Origin of the sequence: Streptomyces resistomycificus, from assembly GCF_001514265.1 — a bacterium.
Lineage (GTDB): Bacteria > Actinomycetota > Actinomycetes > Streptomycetales > Streptomycetaceae > Streptomyces > Streptomyces resistomycificus.
Genome location: NZ_KQ948993.1, coordinates 340098 through 361262, shown reverse-complemented (window position 1 = coordinate 361262; position 21165 = coordinate 340098). Strand labels below are relative to the sequence as shown.

At 69.8% G+C, this 21165-nt stretch carries 19 protein-coding genes; 10 read left to right on the top strand and 9 right to left on the bottom strand.

The genetic code is table 11. From position 1 onward, the window contains the following. From AQJ84_RS22865 to AQJ84_RS22850, 4 genes are all read right to left on the bottom strand, one after another. A partial coding sequence (locus AQJ84_RS22865; RefSeq protein WP_225889120.1) for a cupin domain-containing protein occupies window positions 1–336 on the bottom strand: 336 nt, incomplete at its 3' end. Further along, window positions 333–653, bottom strand: coding sequence for a DUF6807 family protein (locus tag AQJ84_RS22860; RefSeq protein WP_059198860.1), 321 nt, complete (start codon window positions 651–653; stop codon window positions 333–335). The genes AQJ84_RS22865 and AQJ84_RS22860, both read right to left, overlap by 4 nt. Before the next feature lie 272 nt (window positions 654–925). Further along, the gene (locus AQJ84_RS22855; RefSeq protein ID WP_059198859.1) at window positions 926–1417 is read right to left on the bottom strand and encodes a type 1 periplasmic-binding domain-containing protein; all 492 of its coding nucleotides are present in this window, start codon (window positions 1415–1417) and stop codon (window positions 926–928) included. A 137-nt stretch (window positions 1418–1554) separates the two neighbouring features. Continuing rightward, the gene (locus AQJ84_RS22850; protein ID WP_053192572.1) at window positions 1555–2739 is read right to left on the bottom strand and encodes an ROK family transcriptional regulator; all 1185 of its coding nucleotides are present in this window, start codon (window positions 2737–2739) and stop codon (window positions 1555–1557) included. 319 nt (window positions 2740–3058) lie between these two features. Here AQJ84_RS22850 and AQJ84_RS22845 point away from each other — a divergent pair, with 319 nt between their 5' ends. The 6 genes from AQJ84_RS22845 to AQJ84_RS22820 all read left to right on the top strand — a co-directional run bounded on the left by AQJ84_RS22845 (window position 3059) and on the right by AQJ84_RS22820 (window position 11624). After that, complete coding sequence (locus tag AQJ84_RS22845) at window positions 3059–4333, top strand: ABC transporter substrate-binding protein (protein ID WP_030041719.1); 1275 nt, start codon at window positions 3059–3061, stop codon at window positions 4331–4333. A 15-nt stretch (window positions 4334–4348) separates the two neighbouring features. Then, window positions 4349–5329, top strand: a complete 981-nt coding sequence (locus AQJ84_RS22840; RefSeq protein WP_030041720.1) for a carbohydrate ABC transporter permease — start codon at window positions 4349–4351, stop codon at window positions 5327–5329. Then, window positions 5329–6201 (top strand): carbohydrate ABC transporter permease, encoded by an 873-nt coding sequence (locus AQJ84_RS22835; RefSeq protein WP_030041721.1) that lies wholly within the window; start codon window positions 5329–5331, stop codon window positions 6199–6201. The genes AQJ84_RS22840 and AQJ84_RS22835 overlap by 1 nt, the downstream gene beginning before the upstream one ends. A gap of 65 nt (window positions 6202–6266) precedes the next feature. Then, window positions 6267–7802, top strand: coding sequence for an arabinosylfuranosidase ArfA (arfA, locus tag AQJ84_RS22830; protein WP_051870031.1), 1536 nt, complete (start codon window positions 6267–6269; stop codon window positions 7800–7802). A 72-nt stretch (window positions 7803–7874) separates the two neighbouring features. Continuing rightward, a complete protein-coding gene (locus tag AQJ84_RS22825; protein WP_030041723.1) occupies window positions 7875–9380 on the top strand; it encodes an RICIN domain-containing protein in 1506 nt (501 codons plus the stop codon). A gap of 276 nt (window positions 9381–9656) precedes the next feature. Beyond that, complete coding sequence (locus tag AQJ84_RS22820; protein ID WP_225889119.1) at window positions 9657–11624, top strand: glycoside hydrolase family 97 protein; 1968 nt, start codon at window positions 9657–9659, stop codon at window positions 11622–11624. 229 nt (window positions 11625–11853) lie between these two features. Here AQJ84_RS22820 and AQJ84_RS22815 read toward each other — a convergent pair whose 3' ends face one another. The 3 genes from AQJ84_RS22815 to AQJ84_RS22805 form a co-directional block, all read right to left on the bottom strand. After that, complete coding sequence (locus AQJ84_RS22815; protein ID WP_030041726.1) at window positions 11854–12513, bottom strand: response regulator; 660 nt, start codon at window positions 12511–12513, stop codon at window positions 11854–11856. Further along, on the bottom strand, window positions 12510–13706 hold the full coding sequence (locus tag AQJ84_RS22810; RefSeq protein WP_053192578.1) for a sensor histidine kinase: 1197 nt from the start codon (window positions 13704–13706) through the stop codon (window positions 12510–12512). Before AQJ84_RS22810 ends, AQJ84_RS22815 begins: the two co-directional genes overlap by 4 nt. 207 nt (window positions 13707–13913) lie before the next feature. Further along, complete coding sequence (locus AQJ84_RS22805; protein WP_051870032.1) at window positions 13914–14426, bottom strand: MarR family winged helix-turn-helix transcriptional regulator; 513 nt, start codon at window positions 14424–14426, stop codon at window positions 13914–13916. 72 nt (window positions 14427–14498) lie between these two features. Here AQJ84_RS22805 and AQJ84_RS22800 point away from each other — a divergent pair, with 72 nt between their 5' ends. Then, a complete protein-coding gene (locus tag AQJ84_RS22800; protein ID WP_037803305.1) occupies window positions 14499–15299 on the top strand; it encodes an SDR family NAD(P)-dependent oxidoreductase in 801 nt (266 codons plus the stop codon). A gap of 547 nt (window positions 15300–15846) precedes the next feature. Here the strand turns inward: AQJ84_RS22800 and AQJ84_RS22795 are convergent. Further along, a complete protein-coding gene (locus AQJ84_RS22795) occupies window positions 15847–16323 on the bottom strand; it encodes a MarR family winged helix-turn-helix transcriptional regulator (RefSeq protein WP_030041731.1) in 477 nt (158 codons plus the stop codon). 202 nt (window positions 16324–16525) lie between these two features. Here AQJ84_RS22795 and AQJ84_RS22790 point away from each other — a divergent pair, with 202 nt between their 5' ends. Together AQJ84_RS22790 and AQJ84_RS43130 are read left to right on the top strand one after the other, a co-directional pair. Next, window positions 16526–17656 carry an amidohydrolase family protein gene (locus AQJ84_RS22790; RefSeq protein WP_225889118.1) on the top strand — a complete coding sequence of 377 codons (1131 nt, stop codon included), beginning with the start codon at window positions 16526–16528 and terminating at the stop codon, window positions 17654–17656. Window positions 17657–18094: 438 nt separating this feature from the next. Next, window positions 18095–18259, top strand: coding sequence for a hypothetical protein (locus AQJ84_RS43130; RefSeq protein WP_157875004.1), 165 nt, complete (start codon window positions 18095–18097; stop codon window positions 18257–18259). A 186-nt stretch (window positions 18260–18445) separates the two neighbouring features. Here AQJ84_RS43130 and AQJ84_RS22785 read toward each other — a convergent pair whose 3' ends face one another. Further along, on the bottom strand, window positions 18446–19414 hold the full coding sequence (locus AQJ84_RS22785; protein ID WP_030041735.1) for a helix-turn-helix transcriptional regulator: 969 nt from the start codon (window positions 19412–19414) through the stop codon (window positions 18446–18448). A gap of 98 nt (window positions 19415–19512) precedes the next feature. Here AQJ84_RS22785 and AQJ84_RS22780 point away from each other — a divergent pair, with 98 nt between their 5' ends. Next, window positions 19513–21051, top strand: a complete 1539-nt coding sequence (locus AQJ84_RS22780; RefSeq protein WP_053192570.1) for a carboxylesterase/lipase family protein — start codon at window positions 19513–19515, stop codon at window positions 21049–21051. Window positions 21052–21165: the final 114 nt, after the last annotated feature.

The following is a 21165-nucleotide window of genomic DNA, read 5'->3' as shown; positions in this document are numbered from 1 at the left end:
CAGGTACTCGGGGGGGAAGGTCATGACGGCGTCGCCTGCTTCGGGGAGGCCGCTGTTCTGCATGACGACGATCACGTGCAGGTTCTCGTCGTTGATGGCTCGGTGGATCGTGCCGGGGGTGAACCAGACGACGTCTCCGGGGCGTAGTTCGGTCGTCGTGAGTCCCTTGTGGTTGAGGGTCTCCAGTCGGCCGCGGCCGCTGATGACGATGTAGCACTCCGTGCAGGTGAGGTGCATGTGCGGTGAGCCGCCGTGTTCGTCGTCCGCTGTGGGCCAGGGGTATGCCTCGAGCTGGCTGAGTCCCACGGCTCCGGGGAAGTCGGGGAGTGAGGTCACAGCGCGAACTCCTGCGCGATCGGTTCGAGTTCGTGGCGATCCACCATGCGGTCGAGGAACACGAGGCGGTGGTTGAGGCGCAGCGTCTGACCGGGTTCCAGCTTGATCTCCGTGTCGAAGGCCGGCGAGGGGTTGAGGCAGGCGAAGGCGCTGGTGCGGGCGAACCACGTCAGTGGGGTGGAGGCGCTGGTGGTGCCTGCGTAGGCGAGGACCGTGGCGCCGCCGTCGAGTTCATCGTGCTCACCGGTCTGGTAACCGTCGGCGATGGTTTCTGCGCCGACGATCGCCACCCGCGCGGGCTGGCTGTACTCAGTCATGTGGCTCTTTCGTGGAAGATCGGGCGGTGCCTGGGCGCGGCATCGGGGGTTCGTCAATCGCTGACGAACCAGGTCGGTTCGACCTGCTTGCCCAAGGCGTGCGCGCGTCACCGTGCAGTCGAGGAGAGCGGCTCTGTCGGACGAACTCGGCTCTCTTGCCGACGTGAACGCGGCGGCAGAATGAACGTAGTGAACGGTCACCTTGACGGTCAAGAGTTGCGTAGTGATCGTTCACTTTTTCGCGTGACGTCCCGGGGGGACACCGGAGGGACTCAGCAAGGGGCCGGACCGCTCGACCCACGCGGCACGAGGTGGAACAGATCCGTGACCTCGCCCTCCGGCTCGGGCTCGCCACGCAGAAGAGCGAGCAGCGACAGCATCGACTGGCGGCCAGTACGGCCGTCACGCCGGAGTCGGCGGGCAGGTCCCGCGGCCTCGTAGCCGGAGCGCACGGACCAGTCGCCGTCGGCGACGCCGTAGGACTCCAACCCAAGTCGCTCGATCGCCTCCACGTAGACCGCCCTCCGGTTGCGTGCCGAGGCCCAGTCCTGCGAGCCGGCGACGTGGAGGAACCGGCGGTGTCCCCGGTCGGCGAGGTGGCGCAGGATCTCCTCGGCGGGCCGTCCGTCGGCCAGCCGTCCCCGGGACTGGAGGTTGTCGTCGTACTCGCCCAGCACCACCACGGGCCGCTGCCCGGCGCCCTGGCTGCCGGCGAGGTCCCCCAGCGGCACCGGGGACAGCACCCCGTCCGCCGACCGCGCCATGTGGTTGAGCCGGTAGTCCAGCTCGGCGACGGCCCGCTCGATAGGAACCGGTCGATTCGTGGCCGAACCACAGGAGTTCCCGCCTGAGGCCGTACTCCTCGCACCAGGCCAGGTCGGAACCGCTCACAGCCGGATCGTCAGGACAGGAACCCTTCCAGGACGAGGGTCGCCGCGCCGAGGCTGACCGGGTTGCGGTCGATGGGGCAGAGGCTGATCTCGGTGCCTTCCCAGGGTTCGGCGAGTGCGTAACGGGCGGCGGTGGCGCGCACGTGCGGCAGGACGGCGCTTCCCAGTGTGTCGGCGACCCAACCGGTGAGCACGATGGTCTGCGGGTTGCACAGGTTGATCAGGTTGGCGATGGCGATGCCGAGGTAGCGGCCGGTCGTGGCGATCACCTGCTGTGCGGTGGGGTCGCCGGCCGCGTGAGCGGTGGCCAGGGCGTGGATGGTCGCCGTCTGGTCGGCGGGGTGCAGGAGCGGGCTGTCCGGGTCGGCCTCCGCTAGGTGCTGCATGATGCCGGGTGCGCCCACGTAGGTCTCCACGCATCCGACGCATCCGCGGCGGCACTCGCGGCCGTCGATGACCAGGTTGGTGTGGCCCCATTCGCCGGCCGTGTTCGTGGCCCCGCGGTAGAGGGCTCCGTGGACGGCCAGGCCCGCGCCGACGCCGGTTCCCAGGGTGAGGACAGCGACGTCGTCGCGGCCGCGGGCGGCACCGAACCACAGTTCGGCGACGGTGCTCGCACGCAGCGGGTTGTCGAGGAGGACCGGCACATCAGGGACCCGGTCGGTGAGCAGGGCCAGCAGTGGCACGTCGTTCCACTGCCAGTTCGGGGCGAAGACGGAGGCCGTGCCGTCCGGCCGTACCTGGCCGGGAATGCTGACGCCGATCCCGAGAACCCTGCCGCGCTCCACCTTGGCCTGCGCGATCGCGTCGTCGACTCCGCGGACGATGTGGTCCACGACGTAGTCCGGTGAGTTGGCGTGCGGGTGCAGTTCGTACTCGGCTCTGGCCAAGACCCGCAGAGCGGGATCGAAGACCTCGACGTGGACGTAGGTCTCGGCGATGTCGACGCCGATGAGTCGGGGTCCCTCGCGGGCGGGTGCGAGAAGGTTCCGCGGGCGTCCGCCCCCCGAAGCCTGCTGTCCGATCTCGGCCAGAAGTCCCAGCTCGTGCAACTCGCTGACGATGTCGGAGGCGGTGGCCACCGACAGGCCCGTGGCCGCGGCGATGTCGCGCCTGACGACGGGCGCCGTGGCGATGAGATGCCGCATCACCGCGAAACGGTTGGTCCGACGAATGTCCTGGTACGTCCGCTTCAACGGCGCCGTCCTGTGCTCGATCGGGGTGGGACGCCCTGATCGTAACCGCGGCGTGCACGCCGTTGGAACTGCCCGGCAAAGACTTTTTCTGGCTTGTTGACGAAGGGGTGTAGCGCGCATAACCTGCGTCTCGCTCCGCTCGGTGCAACCCCGTCAGCGGCAGGAATTCCCCCTTCCGATTGCGTGCCCCTCACCCCGCGGGCTTCGCGTCGCGCTCTTCCCGGCCGCACTCCGCGGCTGTCCACAGCGTCATCACCCGCCGTCGCGGCCCCGCCGCCAAGGCCCGGTCCCACGCCCGTTCTTCACAGCAGAGGTAGCCATGTCCCCTGAACAGAACCCCAGCAGATCGTTCGGCCGCAGATCCCTCCTGCGCGCCTCCGGCACCGTGGCGGCGGCGGGATTCCTCGCCGCGTGCGGCGGGAACACCGGTCGCGGCAGCGGCTCCACCGGCGGTAAGGCGGCGATCAGCCAGTGGTACCACCAATACGGCGAGGCGGGCACCCAGCAGGCGGCGCTGCGGTACGCGAAGGCGTACACCAAGGCCGACGTGTCGGTGCAGTGGATCCCCGGTGACTACGCCTCCAAGCTCTCCAGCGGCCTGGTCTCCAGCAACGGCCCCGACGTCTTCGAGTTCCACCCCGACGTCCAGATGGCCAAGTCCGGGCAGATCGTGCCGCTGGACGACATCATCGCGGACGTGAAGTCCGACTTCACGGAGAAGGATCTGGCCGCCAACTCGGTGGACGGCAAGGTCTACGGCATCCGCATGATCGACGACCCGCAGTTCCTGTACTACCGCAAGAGCCTGCTGGAGAAGGCGGGCGTCCAGCCCCCGACCACCTTCGACGAGCTGATAGAGGTCTCCCGCAAGCTCGACAAGGGCGGAGTCAAGGGCCTGTACCTCGGCCTGAAGGGCGGCAGCGACATCCTGGCCAGTCCCCTGATCTGGGCCACTGGCAGTGAGCTGCTGACCGCCGACCACAAGGTCGCCTTCGACACCCCGGCGACCGTCGAGGGTCTGAAGAAGATGCGCGAGCTCTACACCAGCAAGACGCTGCTGCTCGGCGCCCCCACCGACTGGTGGGACCCGTCGGCGTTCATCCAGGGCCTGACGGCGATGCAGTGGTGCGGCCTGTGGGCGATGCCCGGCATCCAGAAGGCACTGGGTGAGGACTTCGGCATCGTCCCCCTGCCCGCCATCGGCAGCGCCGGCCGCCAGGTGGTCTACAACGGCGGCTGGTCCACCTACGTGAGCGCCAAGGCCAAGGACGTCGACGCGGCCAAGGCGTTCGTGAAGTGGCTGTGGATCGAGCAGACGAAGTTCCAGGAGGACTGGTGCACCTCCTACGGCTTCCACATCCCCCCGCGCAAGAGCCTCGCGGCGAAGGCCACCAAGCTGCAGAGCGGCACCGCCGCCGAGGCGGTGAAGCTCTTCGACACCAAGGGGCACTATGACGACCCGTACTGGACCCAGGGCATGATGACGATTTCCCAGGACATGGTGAACAACGCCGTGGTCAGCGGAAAGAACCCCGAGTCCGAGGTGGCCAAGGCTCGCACTCGGGTCGAGGCCGAACTCAAGAAGATCGCCTGAGGGGCCCTGACAGGCATGACAACCACCACCACCGGTGGCGCCCGTCCGGGCGCCATCGCGTCACCCGGCCCCGCGGCGAAGGCGAAGGCGAAGGCGAGACGTGTCGGGCACGGGGTGCGAGGCAGCACCCGCACCTTCTGGCTCTTCGCGGGTCCCTTCCTGGCCGGTCTCCTGCTGTTCGTCTACGTGCCGGTCGGCTGGAGCTTCTACCTGAGCCTCTTCCAGGCCCAGAACACGGTCACCCCGACGAAGTTCGTCGGCCTGGACAACTACGCGGACATCCTCACCGAAGGGCCGTTCACCGACAGCCTGTGGACCTTCACGCTCTTCGCGCTGATCGTCGTCCCTCTCACCTATGTCCTGGCTCTGGCGCTAGCGCTGCTCGTCCATCGCATCCGCGTCGCCCGTGCCTTCTTCCGTTCGGTGTTCTTCATACCCACCGCGTGTTCCTACGTCGTGGCCTCGATGGTGTGGAAGCTGTCGATCTTCAACGGGGTGCGCTTCGGTCTCGCCAACACCGTCCTGGGCTGGTTCGGGGTCGAACCCATCGCCTGGATCGGCACCGTCTCCCCGCCCTGGTACTGGATGGTGCTGGTCACCGTACGGCTCTGGCTCCAGCTGGGCTTCTACATGATCCTCTTCCTGGCCGCCCTCCAGCAGATCCCCAAGGAACTGTACGAAGCGGCCTGGACGGACGGCGCCCGACCCGGCCGGCAGACCTTCCGGCACATCACCCTGCCGCAGCTGCGCACGACCTCGGTCGCCGTGGTGCTCCTCCTGCTGATCGCGGCCTACCAGGCGTTCGACGAGTTCTACAACCTGCTGCCCAACACCCCTTACGCAAGGCCGCCGTTGGTCTACCTCTACTACACGGCCCTCGGTCAGGGGCAGGACTTCGGCCACGGCAGCGCCGGGGCGTTGGTGCTGTCGGCGCTCATCACGATGGTGACGCTGCTGCAGGGCAGGATCTTCGGCTTCGGAAAGGCGGACGGCTGATGGCCACCTCCTCCACCACCCACGTCCGCGGCCGCCCCCGCACAGCGAGGGAACGGGCCGGCAACGCCGCCCTCTACACCGTCGCCGTCGTCACGGCGCTGCTGTTCCTGATCCCGTTCTACCTGCTGATCCGCAACAGCCTGGCCACCGACGCCGACATCACCGGGACGAACTGGAAGTTCTTCCCGACCGAGCTGCACTGGGAGAACATCCCCGAGCTGTTCAACGACCCCGCGGTTCCCATGGCGCGCAGCATGTGGAACTCCCTCGTCGTCGGGGTGCTCGGCACCGCCGGGCAGCTGCTGGTCTGTTCCCTGGCCGGCTACGCCCTCGCCCGCGTCCCGTACCGGCACGCCAACAAGATCTTCTACGCGGTGCTGGCCACCCTCATGATCCCCAGCGCGGTCACCTTCGTGCCCAGCTTCGTCCTCGTGTCGTCACTGGGCTGGGTCTCCTCACTCCAAGGCCTGATCGTGCCCGGCCTGTTCAGCGGCTTCACCGCCTTCCTCTTCCGGCAGTACTTCCTCGGCTTCCCCAAGGAACTGGAGGAGGCCGCCCGGATCGACGGTCTCGGCAGCTGGGGCACGTACTGGCGGATCGTCGTCCCCAACTCCCGTGGCTTCTTCTCGGCGATCGCGGTGATCACCTTCATCACCAACTGGAACGCCTTCCTGTGGCCGCTGGTCATCGGCCAGGACCAGTCCAGCTGGACCGTGCAGGTGGCGCTGTCGACCTTCACCACCGCGCAGACCGTCAACATCCACGAGCTGTTCCTCGCCGCCACCGTGTCCATCCTGCCGCTGGTGCTCGTCTTCCTCTTCCTGCAGCGATACCTGGTCGAAGGCGTCGCGCACACCGGCATCAAAGGCTGACCGCGGAGCACCCCGGCAACCGTACCGAACGCCACTCTTCGCACCGATCCAACACGGAGTGACCCATGCCCAACCCCGCCGGCCAGCCGCCGCTCGCAGGGTCCATACATCTGGACCCCAACTTCACCGTCGGCGAGGTGAATCCCCGGCTGTTCGGATCCTTCGTCGAGCACCTCGGCCGCTGCGTCTACACCGGCGTCTTCGAACCGGACCACCCGAGCGCCGACGAGGACGGACTGCGCACCGACGTCCTGGCCCTGATCCGGGAACTGGGCGTCACCATGGTCCGCTACCCCGGCGGCAACTTCGTCTCCGGCTACCGCTGGGAAGACGGCGTCGGTCCGGTGGAGCAGCGGCCCCGCCGGCTCGACGGCGCCTGGCGGACCGTCGAGACGAACCGGTTCGGGCTGAACGAGTTCATGCGCTTCGCGGCCAAGGCCGACGTCGAGCCCATGCAGGCCGTCAACCTCGGCACCCGCGGCCTGCAGGAGGCACTCGACCTGCTGGAATACACCAACCACCCCGCCGGCACGGCCTTCTCGGAGCTGCGCCGCTCGCACGGCGTGGACAAGCCGCACGGCATCCGGCTGTGGTGCCTGGGCAACGAGATGGACGGCCCCTGGCAGCTCGGCCACAAGAGCGCCGACGAGTACGGCCGCCTGGCCGCCGTCACCGCCAAGGCCATGCGCGACGTCGACCCCGGCCTGGAACTGGTCGCCTGCGGAAGCTCCAACCGCTCCATGCCGACCTTCGGCGCCTGGGAGGCGACGGTCCTGGAGCACACCTACGACCTCGTCGACTTCATCTCCTGCCACGCCTACTACGAGGAGAGCGACGGCGACGTCGACAGCTTCCTCGCCTCGGCCGCCGACATGGAGGCCTTCATCGACGGGGTGGTCGCCACCGCCGACCACATCGGGGCCAAGCGCCGCTCCGGCAAGCGGATCAACCTCTCCTTCGACGAGTGGAACGTCTGGTACCAGAGCCGACCGGTCAACAACACCGACACCCCGGACTGGAGCGTGGCCCCGCGCCAGCTCGAGGACGTCTACACCGTCACCGACGCCGTCGTGGTCGGCAGCCTGCTGATCACCCTGCTGCGCCACTGCGACCGCGTCACCGCGGCCTGCCTCGCCCAGCTCGTGAACGTCATCGCCCCCATCATGACCGAGCCCGGCGGCCCGGCCTGGCGGCAGACCATCTTCCACCCCTTCGCCGACGCGGCCCGCCACGGCCGCGGCCAGGTGCTCCGGCTCGCCCTGGACAGCCCCGTCCACGACACCGCCCGCTACGGCGAGGTGCCCCTGCTGCACGCGACCGCCGTCCAGCAGGAGGACGGGACGCTCACCGTCTTCGCCGTCAACCGGGACACCACGAAGCCGCTCGAACTCACCGCCGACCTGCGGGCGTGCAACCCGGTGGCCGGGCAGGTGACGCACACCGCCCTGGCCGACCCCGACCGCCACGCGGCCAACACGCTCCAGCACCAGGACCGCGTGACGCCGAAGTCGGTGACCGGCACCGTCACGGACGGCGGACGGCTGAGCGCCCTGCTGCCACCGATGTCCTGGAACACCCTCACCATCCCGCTCGCCCCCTGAGCGGCCCCAGGATCCCACCGCTCGACCCGCACCCCCCGCACCATCCCCGAACCTCGACGGAGAGGTGACACCATGTCCGACACCACAGCACATCGCACACCGCCACCGCGCGCCCGATGGCGGACCGCCATGGCCACGTTCCTGACCCTGCTGGGCAGCCTCGCCGCCCTGCTCGTGCCCGCCACCCAGGCACACGCGGCCACGGTGACCTTCACGACGGGCGCCGCACGAACCGACCAGAACGGCAACACCCTGCAGTTGCACGGGCTCGGCATCGTCAAGGTCGGCGACACCTGGTATGGCTTCGGCGAGGACAAGACCGGCAAGACGTCGGCGGACACGTCGTTCCAGAACATCACCTGCTACTCCTCGACCGACCTGGCGAACTGGACCTTCGAGCGTCAGGCCCTGAGCCGGCAGACCAGCGGTGACCTGGGTCCCAGCCGCATCGTGGAGCGGCCGAAGGTCATCTACAACAAGTCGACCAGCACGTACGTGATGTACATGCACATCGACAGCACCAACTACGCCGAGGCCAGGGTCGGTGTGGCCACGAGCAGCACGCCGTGCGGCCCGTACACCTACCGGGGCAGCTTCCGGCCGATGGGCAACCTCAGCCGTGACATCGGCCTGTTCCAGGACACCGACGGCACCGGCTACCTGCTGAGCGAGGACCGCAACAACGGCCTGCGCATCTACAAGCTCTCCGCCGACTACCTCTCCGTGGACAGCGCGGTGGCGGTGCTGGGCAGCGCCGGCAGCAGCGGCAGCGTCGAGTCGCCCGCCATGGTGAAGATCGACGGGATGTACTACGTCCTCGGCTCCCGCCTGACCGGCTGGAGCCTGAACGACAACGTCTACGCCACCGCCACCTCGCTGAGCGGCCCCTGGTCGGCGTTCCGGAACTTCGCCGCCCCCGGCACCCGCACCTACGGCAGCCAGACGGCGAACATCATCACGGTCCAGGGCACTTCCGGCACCACGTACATCTACGCGGGCGACCGCTGGGACGCCACCAACCTGGGCGCCTCGAAGCTGATCTGGCTGCCGCTGACCATCCGGGGCACGACGGTGAACCTCGGTCAGTACCCGACCTGGTCCCTCGACGTGGACGCGGGTACATGGACGGCCGGCAGCGGGATCCCGTCGGAAGGGGTCCACACGCTGAAGAACGTCGGCAGCTCGATGCTGATGGACGTCGCCAGCGGCTCCACCGCGAACGGCGCCAAGATCATCCAGTGGCCGTCCACCGGCGGTACCAACCAGCAGTGGACCCTCAACCGGGTGGCGGACAACATCTTCACGCTCAAGGGCGTGAAGAGCGGCCTGTGCCTGGATGTCCCGAGCCGGTCGACCACCGCCGGCGTCCAGTTGCAGCAGTGGACCTGCAACGGCGGGACGAACCAGCAGTGGGCCCTGGACCTGACCGGCAGCTACACCGGCAGCAACTACATGCTGGTGAACATCGGCAGCGGCCTGCACATCGGTGTCGCGGGCTCGACCACCCAGGGAGCGGCGGTGGACCAGGAGCTCGGCGGCAGCGCGAGCGTCAACAGCGAGACCTGGACTCTCTCCTGACCGCGTGCCCCGGCGACCCCGCCATCGAAGGGGGCGCCGGGGCACTGCCGTACACCGAAGTGATGCGGCGCCATTCGTGACAGGCAACGGGTGGGCAGTGGGTCGCCACGGGGTCACCCCTTACGACCCGCCGCGGCCGGCCCCGCCGGATACGAAGGCGCGGCCCGATTCGGACACCCCTACCACTTTCCCGACACCTTCAGACGTCTACGACCGGTTGGTTCCATTCGATGTGTGGTCCGCTGTCATGCGGTCCTCAAGGAAGAGGCCCCACTCATGATGCGTAGTGCAGGCGAGCAGGAAGAGCCCGATGTGGATTCCGTCGAGAACTCGGCGACCGTCTCCCGCAGGGGAATACTCAAGGGCGTGATCATCACCGCCGGAACGGCGGCGGGGCTGGGGGCGACATGGCCCGCCTACGCCGCGGACGCCTCCGTCAGAGCGACCTCGCCGGACGGCAGGACGGTCCTCACCTTGTCGGTGGTGGGCGGAGCGCTCCGGTGGTCCGTCCTGCGCGGCGGCACCACGGTGATCGCCACCTCACCCCTCGGTCTCAGGCTGGGCAACGGGACGACCCTCGGCAGCAACGTGACGGTGACCCAGAACCAGCACTGGACCACCAACACCACCTGGAATCCGGTCTACGGCCGCAACTCGACCGTCACCGACCACTACCAGGAGCAGCGCTGGAACCTCGAGGACACCGTCTCCGGGGTCCGCTTCAGCGTCCAGGCCCGCGCCTACAACGCCGGCGTCGCCCTCCGCTACGTCCTGCTCGGCGCCGGCACCGCCACCATCTCCGACGAGCTGACGACGTTCACCTTCCCGGACAAGACGCTGGTCTACAGCGCCCGTGACGAGGCCGACTACATCCCGCTCGCCCCCGGTTCCATCCCGGTCACCGGCACCTCCGGCACGGACAACGGCCCTCTGACCGACCTGCCGCTGACCGCGACTCTGCCCAGTGGGGTCATCGCGTGCGTCTGCGAGTCCTCCCGGGTGAACTTCCCCCGGATGATGCTCAGTTCCGTCTCCGGGCAGCCCAGCGCCCTGTCCGCCTTCCTGATGGAGCACACCGCACGCGGCAGCGGCCCGGTCGCGACGACCTCCACCGTCACCACACCGTTCGCGACGCCGTGGCGCGCGGTGGTGATCGGGTCGACCCACGCCGAGCTGGTCGACAACGCCGAGCTGGTGCTCAACCTGGCCCCGCCCAACGCCCTCGCCGACACCTCGTGGATCAAGCCTGGCAAGGTCTTCCGCTGCGAACTCACCACCGCCGCCGGCATCCAGGGCGTCGACTTCGCCGTCGCGCGCGGCTTGCAGTACATCGAGTACGACGGCGGATGGTACGGACCGGTCACCTCGCCCGCCAGGCAGCCGATTCCCGAGATCGACCTTCCTTCGGTCATCTCCTATGCCACCGACCGCGGCATCGGGGTCATCCTCTACGCGGACCGCGCCGCGCTGGGCGACGTGGACTCCCTGTTCGCGCTGTACAAGAGCTGGGGCGTAGCGGGCGTCAAGCTGGGTTTCGTCCTCGACGGCACCCAGGCCATGACCAACCAGATCACCGGCTGGGCGAAGACGGCCGCGAAGTACCAGCTGCTGATCGACATGCACGACAACATCCGCCCGTTCGGCTACGAGCGCACGTACCCGAACTTCCTCAGCATGGAAGGCGTCCGGGGCAACGAGCAGTTCCCGACCGCCACCCACAACGTGACCCTGCCCTTCGCCCGCAACATCGGCGGCCCCCTGGACTACACGATCTGCTACGGCCAGTCCCGCAACAAGACCACGAACGCCCACCAGATGGCGATGGCCGCGGTGTACTACCAGCCGCTGAACTTCCTCTTCTGGTACGACAAGCAGACGTCCAAGTACGCCAACACCGCCAACTGGCCGGGACTGCCCTGGTTCAACGCCGTCCCCACGACCTGGGACGTGAGCCGTACCCTGGCCGGATCGATCGGCCAGTTCGTCGCCGTGGCCCGCCGGCGGGGGACCACCTGGTACCTGGGGGCGATGACCAACGAGGCGGCCCGGACGCTGTCGCTCCCGCTGTCCTTCCTGGACAGCGGGGTCAGTTACACCGCCACCGTCTACGCCGACGGCACGCCGGGCACCAGCCCGTACCAGACCCCGGTCGTGGTCAGTACCCGAACCGTCACCTCGGCCACCACGCTGGACGTGGCCATGGCCCCCGCGGGCGGTCAGGCGATCATCCTCAAGCCGAGCTGACAGGCCCTCCTGAGGGCATCGGCCCTTGTCACGCCCGCTGCCGGGCCTGGGCTTCTCCGCTCCGGCCCGGCACTCGCCTGAGGAGGTTCGTACGCCCTCGTCGCACACGAAGGCACTCCGCCCGCTGGGCGGCCGCGGCAGCCGGCCGCCTGGCGGCCCACCGAACCCGTGCTCTTCAGCTGCCGACGCCACCGTGAACAGCTCCGGCGCAGCGGCTGTGCAGCCGCCCCTATCGCTCCCGGACCATGCCGCGCTCCCATGCCCAGGCGGCGATCTCGACCCGGTTGCGGGCGTCGATCTTCTGCTGGATGTTGGCCAGGTGCGTCTTGACGGTGGACAGCGACACCACCAGTTGGTCGCAGATCTCCTGGTTGGTCCGGCCCACCGCGACGAGCCGGGCCACGTCCAGTTCCCGTTCGGTCAGCGGGCAGGCGGCGTCCGGATCGGGCCGCGTGGAGGACAGTTCCTTCAGCAGCCGGACGGTGACGGCGGGGGAGACCAGCGCGTCGCCACGGGCGGCGGCCCGCACCGCCTCGATCAGCAGGCTGGGCGGGGCGTCCTTGAGCAGGAAGCCGCAGGCCCCGTTGCGCAGCGCGGTGTGCACGTAGTCGTCCTGGTCGAACGTGGTGATCACGACGACCCTCATCGGGGTGTGGACTCCGGGGCCCGCCAGCGCCCGGGTGACGTCCAGACCGTCCAGTTTCGGCATCCGGATGTCGACCAGGCACACGTCCGGCCGCAGCCGGCGGGCGAGTTCCACGCAGGCGGCGCCGTCGGCGGCCTCCCCGATCACCTCGATGCCGGGCTGGGCGCCGAGGATCAGCCGGAAGCCCATGCGGACGAGCTCCTGGTCGTCCGCGATCAGCACCCGGATCGCCGCAGCGTTCACACCGGTGATCCTGCCACAGCGGCCAGCACCGGGAAGGCGGCGGTCACCCGCCAGCCACCGTCGTCGGTGGGGGCGGCGGTCAGCGTGCCCTCCACCGCCTCGACGCGTTCCCGCAGGCCGACCAGGCCGAAGCCGCCACGCCCGCCGACCGGGCCGGAGTGGGGCGCGGCCGGTGCCGTGTTGTACGCCTCGACCCGCAGCCGGTGCCCGTCCACATCGACCCGTACGGTGACCGCGGCGCCGGGCGCGTGCCGGCGTACGTTGGTCAACGCCTCTTGCACCACGCGGTGCACGGACGTCTCCACCTCGGGGGCGAGCCGCACCTCGCGGGCCGCCGCCGCCACGTGCAACTGGGCGTCCTCTTCGTCTCCGGAGAACGCGGAGACCAGGCGGGCGAGTTCCGCCCAGACCTCGCCGGGCCGCACGCCCGCGTGGTCGTCCTCGCGCATGACCCGCACCAGACGGCGCATCGAGTCCAGTGCCTCCGATCCGGACCGGGTGATGTTCTGCAGCAGCGGTCGGACCTGTTCCGGTGCGGTGTGCTGAAGGGCCAGCGCGGCATTGGCCTGGACGATGATGCCGGTGACGTGGTGGGCGACGAAGTCGTGCAGGTCGTGGGCGAGTTCCAGGCGCTCGCGCTGGCGTACGGCGGCGATGTCGCGGGCCCGCCGCTCCTCCAGCAGCCGTTTCCGCAGGCCCCAGGCGAGAGCCAGGCCGGCGCCGAGCGCCATCAGCAGGGACCCGTCGGGGGCGTTCTGGCTGTCGCTCTGGATGTCCGCCGGCAGCAAGCGCAGCGGGATCACGATGGCCGCCACGCTCAGTGCGGCCGAAACGGCCGCCGCGGTCCTCGGGCCCTGCACCGCCCACACCGCGCGGGACAGCAGCACCAGCAGAGCGACGCTCTCCAGCGCCCCGAACGTAGTGGCAATGTCCGGGCCCGCCCACGTGGCGATCACGGCCGTGAGGACCAGCGAGCCGCCCGCGACGAGCACGGCACGTACCTGCACGCTCGGCCGACGAGCGGGCCACAGCAGCGCCATGCAGGCAAGCGGGCCGGACACCATCGGCAGCAAGCTCGTCCAGCGGTAGTCGGGCGTCCCGTTGGCGAACACGTCGAGCAGTCCCAGCAGGCCGAGGCTGATCCAGCCGACGGCGGTCAGCGTCCGGCGGAGCAGCGGAGTCTTGGAGTTCACGCCCGGCAGGATACGGAAGCGGCGATTCCCGGCGGACTCGGCCGAATGGCCGATGTCCGGCCACCACAATCGGCCGTCCGGCCGAGCCTGCCGGGAACCGGGCGCCCCGATCGTGGACGGCATGCACCTGACGCGCACCCTCGTCCGACAGGTGCAGGCTGGTTTGATGACGCTGGGCTTCCTCGTCCGTGCCGGCTTCTTGCGCGATCACCCCGGTGTGCCGTCTTTGCGCAAGGTGACGGGTCTGTTGAGGGGGTCTGCCGGTTGCACCTGTTGTATCGCGTCGGTCACCTGGTCGAGAAGAGCCTTCAGTTGGCTGGAGCTCTTGGTGTCGAGCTTCTCGGTGATCTGTTGTTCGATCTCCGCGATCACGGAGTCGGCCTTGCGCAGCGCGTCGCGGCCGGCGTCGGTGAGGTGGAGCTCCTGCACGTGACGGTGGCGCGGGTGTGGCCGGCGTTCCAGTTGGCCCCGGCCCTCCAGTCGGGCCACCAGGGAGGCCACCGCCTGCGGGGTGACGTTGAGGCGGCGGGCCAGTTCCGCTCCGGCCAGGCCGGGATCGACGTGGACGGCGATGAGCAGGGAATAGTGTGCCGCCGCCATGCCCAGCGAGCGCAGCCGTTGCTCCTTCAGGGCTGTCACGGCCAACTCCGCCCGCCGCAGTGCCCAGGTCACTCGGTCCAGGGCGTCGGCGCCGACGGGGCCCTCGTCATGCAGCGTCATGCGGGGAGAATACGACACTGGCCAACCATCAAACGTTTGACATGACGCAGGCGTTTGAATAAAGCTGTCCTCATGTCTCGTACTCTTGCTCTCATCACCGGCGCCTCTTCCGGTATCGGCGCCGCCTACGCCCGCCTCCTCGCGGCCGACTGCGACTTCGTCCTGGTGGCCCGAAGGGCCGACCGCCTTTCCGCGCTCGCGGACGAACTCCGCGCGGCCGGCGCCGCCGTGGAGGTCCTTCCCGCGGACCTCGGGAACCACGACGGCCTCACTGCGGTGACCAAGCGCCTGGCAGCCGGTGATGTCCGGCTGCTGATCAGCAACGCGGGAGACGGCGGCTACGCGCCGCTCGCCGAGGTCGCCCCGGAGGAGATCGACCGCCTGCTCACCCTCAACGGCGTGGCGTCCATCCAGCTCGCGCGCGCCGCCCTGCCCGGCATGCTGACCGCGGGGGAGGGGACCATCGTCACGGTCGCCTCCCTGCTGGCCTTCAGCGCCGGGCAGAGCAACCCGCACATGCCGCCCCGCACCATCTACAACGCCGCCAAGGCCGCCACCGTTGCCTTCACCCGCACCCTCGCCCATGAACTCGCCGACACGCCCATCCGCACCCAGGTGGTCTGCCCAGGCATCGTGGCGACGGAGTTCGCCGGCGGATACGGAAACATTCCCTCCGCCATGACTGCGGAGGGCGTGGCCGGAGCCAGCCTCGCCGGCCTGCGCCTGGGGGAGACGATCTGCGTACCGGGCCTGGAGGACCAGACCGCCGCGCTCGAGGCCTTCCTGGCCGCCGAGGCCGCCCTGCTCGCGGGCGGCAACCGCCCCACTCCCGCCGCTCGCTACAGCCACCCGCACCCCCAGCCCACACGCTGAGGGCCGGGCCCGCGGGAGGAGTCCAGCAGCGTCGCTGTGACCTGCGTGATCCCCCCTGATCGCCGACGCCGCCAAGGCCCGTCAGCGGAGTGCCTCCGGCCACCCGTGCGGCACGCTCATCCGCCTGTTGTGAAGAGCTCGGGGCCCGCCCGGCGGGCGGGCTTGCAGCACCTGGTGCAACAAGGTCAGTCGGTGAGCCGGCGGAACCGGACGAGGGCGCAGGCGGCGGCATCCGGTCAGGCAGGAGGCGGTGCGTTCCGTCGTTCAGCGGTGGCGGCCCAGGCGGCTCGAGGGCTCCATGCCCTTGCGGGTGACACCGCGCTTGCGGGGCGAGTGGCGCGGGCGGTCGTAATATCCCTTGTCAGCGTAGAGGTTGGTCAGCCGACGGTGGCGCGGGCGGCGGCCGGGGCGGCAGGGATTCCGTAGACGTTCCAGCGTCTGACTGTCCTGCGGGTTCCCGCCGGACCGGTCATGCGGTCGGCGTGTGGTGGCCTGGCGGCCTGTTGCCCGGGGAGGGGCCGGCCACTGTGCCCGGGAGCCGACAGCGTTAAGGCGTGGAAGGGCTGGGGAGTTCCGCTACCGTCGATTCCGGAGATCCCCATGGTTCCTCCAGCGCGACCCGAAGTGCGATGACGGCATCCGCACCGACGCGCTCGGCGAGTGCGGCTTCGAGCCCGGCCAGTATCTGCATCGTCTCCGCGCGGCGCCGGACACCGGCCTCCGTGAGGAGTACGAGCTTCGACCGGGCGGAGTGCGGATCGCTCTCCACGGTCACCACGCCCAGGGCGACAAGTTCGTGGACCCACTGGTGCGCTGTCGGGGCGCTGACGCCCAGACGCCGGGCCAGCTCGGCGATGCTCGCCCCTTCTGGCGGGAGCTGACTGAGCAGGGTCACGTGTGCCGCGCTGATGGCGGACCCGTCTTCCTGGGCCTCGAACGCAGTGGTCAGGGCGGCTCGGAACCAGTTGTGTGCGCGCCACAGCAGCCGGATGAGCGGCTCGGGGTCAGGCGGGGAGGAGGGCATGTGGTTCTGCTTTCGCGGTGGGCGGTCGGTTCGGCGCGGTCTGTCGATCGTAGGCCGGTCAGGTCTGGTGCCCAACATCGCCGGAGCTTCCGAGGTCCTTCTTTATTAGGTAGCCTATGAGTAGGTTACCTAATGGTGGAGTCCGAAATCGAACCCCACCTATCGACCCATGCGCCTGCTTCCCGTAAACCGATGGAAAGGCATGACGATGACGCCAAGATCGTCTGAATCCCCCCTCACCGCAGGCACCTCGCGGCGGCGCCTGCTGGCCGCCGCGGCCGGCACCACCGCCGGCGGGGCAGCCCTCGCCGCCTCGCCCGCCCCCGCGCAGGCCGCCCCCTCCACGTCGGCCGGGACCCCCGCCGGCGGCCCGGGGCGCCGCATGAAGGTGATCGCGGTCGAAGAGGCGTTCTCCGTTCCGGAGCTGATCCCGTGGCCAGGCGAAGCCCGGATGCCTCCCGGCTGGGGGCAGGAGTGGGGGCGCCGGCTCGCCGACCTCACGGAGTTGCGGCTGGCGGACATGGACAAGCATGGCGTGGACATGCAAATCCTGTCGCTCACCTCACCCGGCGTGGAGGCCATCGAGGACCCCGCCGAGGCCGTGGCCACGGCCCGCCGGGTCAACGACCACCTGGCCGACGTGGTCGCCGCCCACCCGACACGGTTCGCCGGCTTCGCCACCCTGCCGTTGCAGGACCCGAAGGCCGCCGTGGTCGAGCTGCGCCGGGCGGTGGAGCAACTCGGACTCAAGGGGGTCCTGCACAACGACCACGTTCTGGGCCACTACCTCGACGAGCCGCAGTTCCGGCCGGTGTGGGCCGAGCTTGAACGGCTCGGCGTGACGCTCTACATCCATCCCGCGCTCTTCCCCGCCGATCAGTGGCGGGTGTTCCAGGGGCACCCCGTGCTGAGCGGGCCGTCCTGGGGATGGACAGCGCAGGTCGGTGCCCACGCACTTCGCCTGATCTACGGTGGAGTGTTCGACGAGTTCCCCGGAGCCTCGGTGACGCTGGGGCACATGGGAGAACTGCTGCCTTTCCAGTTGGCCCGGCTCGACAGCCGCTACCACCAGGCCGGCCCCAAGAGCAGGCCGCGACAACTGCCCTCCCACTATCTGCGGAACAACCTCTACGCGACCACCAGCGGCGTCTTCTCCCACGCGGCCCTCCTCGGAGCCGTCCAGGCCCTCGGCGCCGACCGGCTGCTGTTCGCCGTCGACTACCCCTACGAATCTACGGCCGAGGCAGTCGAGTTCCTCCGCACAGCGCCGTTCTCCCGCGCCGACCTCAAGCGCATCGCGCACCGCAACGCGGCACACCTGCTGAACCTCTGATCAGGACCGCAGCAGGTGAGGAGTGTGGTTGGGTTGACGGCGCACACGTGTGCGCCGTCAACCCAACCACGCGAGCACTCGCGGTGTGATTGATCTGGCCGCTTGTGCCTCGTGGATGCGATCGTGGCGGGCGTCGCAGGCCACGACCGTCTCGCGGCGCCGGCGAGCCACCATCTCCTGGCGCGACCCGATACCTCTGGATCAATCACCAGTTACGGGATGAAGCACCGGGGCGAAAACGCCCTCCGAGATCCCGACGAGAGTCAAGTAAGCCGCCGGGAGTCCTTCTTGCTGCTGACGAGCCGCCGAACCCGTGGAAGCAGACGCCGGCCGGAGATTCGTGGCGTGGGGCCGCCGTCCCGGTCAGCGCCCGGGGTGCAGGCCGAGCCAGCCCGGGGAGGGTGTCCCGGTCGCCTCGCCGGCGTAGAGCGTCAGCTGTTGCCTGAACTACTGGAACGCGCCCTCGCCGCGCATGGCCCGCAGGTCACCGCCGACCTCGTGGAGCCGCTCACCCTGGTCGAGCGGCTGGTCCTGCACGAGCTGGTGACCAAGCTGTTGGCCCACTCCGCACGCGGCCCGGTGCAGGGGCCCGCACGGTCGTAACCGTCCAGCCTTTCCCCGCAGCCCTCCAGCTCCTCTTTCCCCGGAACGCATCCGGAAGCGGACGGAGCGCCGCTGGGAAGGCCCTCTTGACCGGCGCCATCGGCATGAGCCGGCTCCCTTCGCGACGGAAGGCCGAGCCGCGGCCACGAGGGACCGCCGCCAACCGCCGCAGGTCGGTCGGTGGCGTCAGGCGGGTGCGCTGTAGAGGGTGGCGAGCTCGGCGACCACGGCGGCGAGTTCGGCGCGGGCCTCGGGCGGGTCGAGGACCTCGACGGTGGCGCCCAGGGAGAGCAGGCCGCGTACGTCGGGAAGTTCGCGGAAGGCAAGTTCGGCGCGGGCCCAACCGCCGTCCGTGGGGTGGGGCGGCGCGACCAGCTGGGAGGCGAACAGGCGCTGGAAGAGCTCCAGTTGCTCGCGGTGTACGCGGCAGTGGACGCGGAGGCCGTCCGGCAGGCTCTCGAAGCGCTCGCGCAGCAGGGCCCAGACGGTGGCGAGGTTCTGGCCGGGACGGCGGTGGACGGGTTCGTCGGTGACCGCGGCGGCAAGGACGCGGTCGGCGCGGAACAGCCGGGGCTCACCGTCCCGGTCGGCGACCAGGTACCAGACGCCTGCCTTGCTGACCAGCCCGTACGGGTCCACGGTGTGACCGCGCGGTTCGCGGGCGTCGCCGCTGCGATAGGTCAGCCGGAGCCGGCGGTCGGTGAAGGCGGCGTGCTGGAGCTCCGCGAGATGGGCGTCGGAGGCCGTTTCGATGCCGTGCATCCAGCGGACGGGGTCGACGAGGACGCGCTCACTGGTGCGCTCGGCCTCGCCGCGGTGCGGGGCGGGCAGCGCGGCCATGACCTTCCGCAGCGCGGAGCGGATCGCCTCGCCCAGGCCGAGCGCGTCGTGCGTGCCCTCGGCGGCGAGGACGAACAGGGCGCGTGCTTCGTCGTTGGTCAGCCCGGTGACGTCGGTGCGGTAGCCGGGCAGCAGCCGCACACCGCCGCTGCGTCCGCGCTCCGTCCACACCGGGACACCGGCGGCGGACAGTGCTTCGACGTCCCGGTAGACGGTGCGGACCGAGACCTCCAGGCGTTCGGCGAGCTCGACGTGGGAGATCCGCTCGCGACTCTGGAGGAGCAGCAGGATGGACAGCAGTCGGTCGGCTTTCACGAAAACGAGCGTAAATCCTGACGGACGATGTCACGTAGGGGTGGAATGCTCACCTCCGCCCACCTGACCTCGCATCCTTGGGAAGGCCGCTCACGCCCATGACAGACACACTTTTGGCTGATACCGCCGCGGGCACCGTTCGCGGATGCGCACGTCCCGGCGGGGGTCGTCTCTTTGCCGGTATCCCCTTCGCGGAACCCCCGGTGGGCGAGCTGCGGTTCCGCCCGCCCCAGCCGCCCCGGCCGTGGCAGGGTGTCCGCCGGGCCGACCGCTTCGCACCGGCGCCCGCGCAGGGCGCGTCTTCCCTCGTGCCGGGGGCGAGCCAGGAGTCCTCCTTCCCCACCTTCCCCACGGCGGAGATCCGGGAGACGTCCGAGGACTGCCTGTATCTCAACGTCTGGACCCCCACGACGACGGCCGAGGACGCTGTCCGCCCCGTCATCGTGTGGGTCTACGGCGGCGGGTACGACGCCGGCTCCGCCGCACCCCCCTACAGCGACGGGGCCGCGCTCGCCCGGCAGACCGGCGCGGTCGTCGTCACCGCCAACTACCGCCTGGGAGCCCTCGGATTCCTGCACCTGGCCGACCTCGGCAGCCAGTGGGCCGGGTCCACCAATCTCGCCCTGCAGGACAAGATGACCGCTCTGCGCTGGGTGCGGGAAAACATCGCCTCCTTCGGCGGTGACCCCGGCAACATCACCGTGGCGGGGCAGTCCGCCGGTGCCTTCTCCATCGGAGCCCTGCTGGCCGCACCCGCGGCCGCCGGCCTCTTCCACAAGGCGATCCTGCAGAGCGGCAGCACGTCCCGGATCTTCGACCGGGCCACCGCCACCACCATGGCCGAGGATCTGATCACCGCACTCCGCCTCGATGACGCCGAGGACCTGCTCACCGTCACCTGTCAGCGGATCCTGGACGCCCAGGGCACTGTCGTCACCGGCGACATCGGGCGCCGCAACCTGCCCGGCGGCCGTTCCTGGGGTGCCGTACTCGACGGCGGGGTGCTGCCCGTCGCCCCGCAGCAGGCCGTCGCCGACGGCGCCGCCGCCGACATCCCCCTGCTCGTCGGCGCCACCCGCGACGAAGTCCGCGTCTTCCAGATGATCGGCGGTGACTCCTTCCGCCCCGAGGGCGAAACAGCCCTGTACACCGAGATGCGGCGCGCCGGTGTCACGGAACCGGAGAAGCTCCTCAACGCCTACCGGAGCCGCATCGCTGACCCCGACGACCTGTCAGCCCTGCGCGGTGCCTTCCTCACCGACGCCCTCTACCGGATCCCGGCCACGCGTCTGGCTCAGGCCCAGGCAGGGGCCGGAGGCCGCGCCTACCACTACCTCCTCCTCGACGAACCGTGCGGACCGGCCATGGGCGCCTTCCACGGCGCCGACCTGCTCCACGTCTTCGACAAACTGTCCCTCGTCGGCGCCGACACGCCCGAACACCTCACCGCCCGCGACACCCTCGTCGGCTCCTGGGCCGCCTTCGCCGCCACCGGCTCCCCGGGCTGGCCGCCGTACGCCGCGAAAGCCGAGGGCAACTCCCGGGCCATCGGCGGCTCCCCGGCCGACGCCGGCCGCATGATCACGGAACCTCCGGCCGACGACGTCACCGCCCTCTGGCCCACCCCGTCAACCTGACGCACCGGGGGATCCCATGCGACCGGCCGCCTTCACGGAAACGCCGCGGGGATGCTGACGCTGGGTGTCACCTATGGCGCGGGGCGCTGGCTGCCGTCCCGACGATCGCGCGGG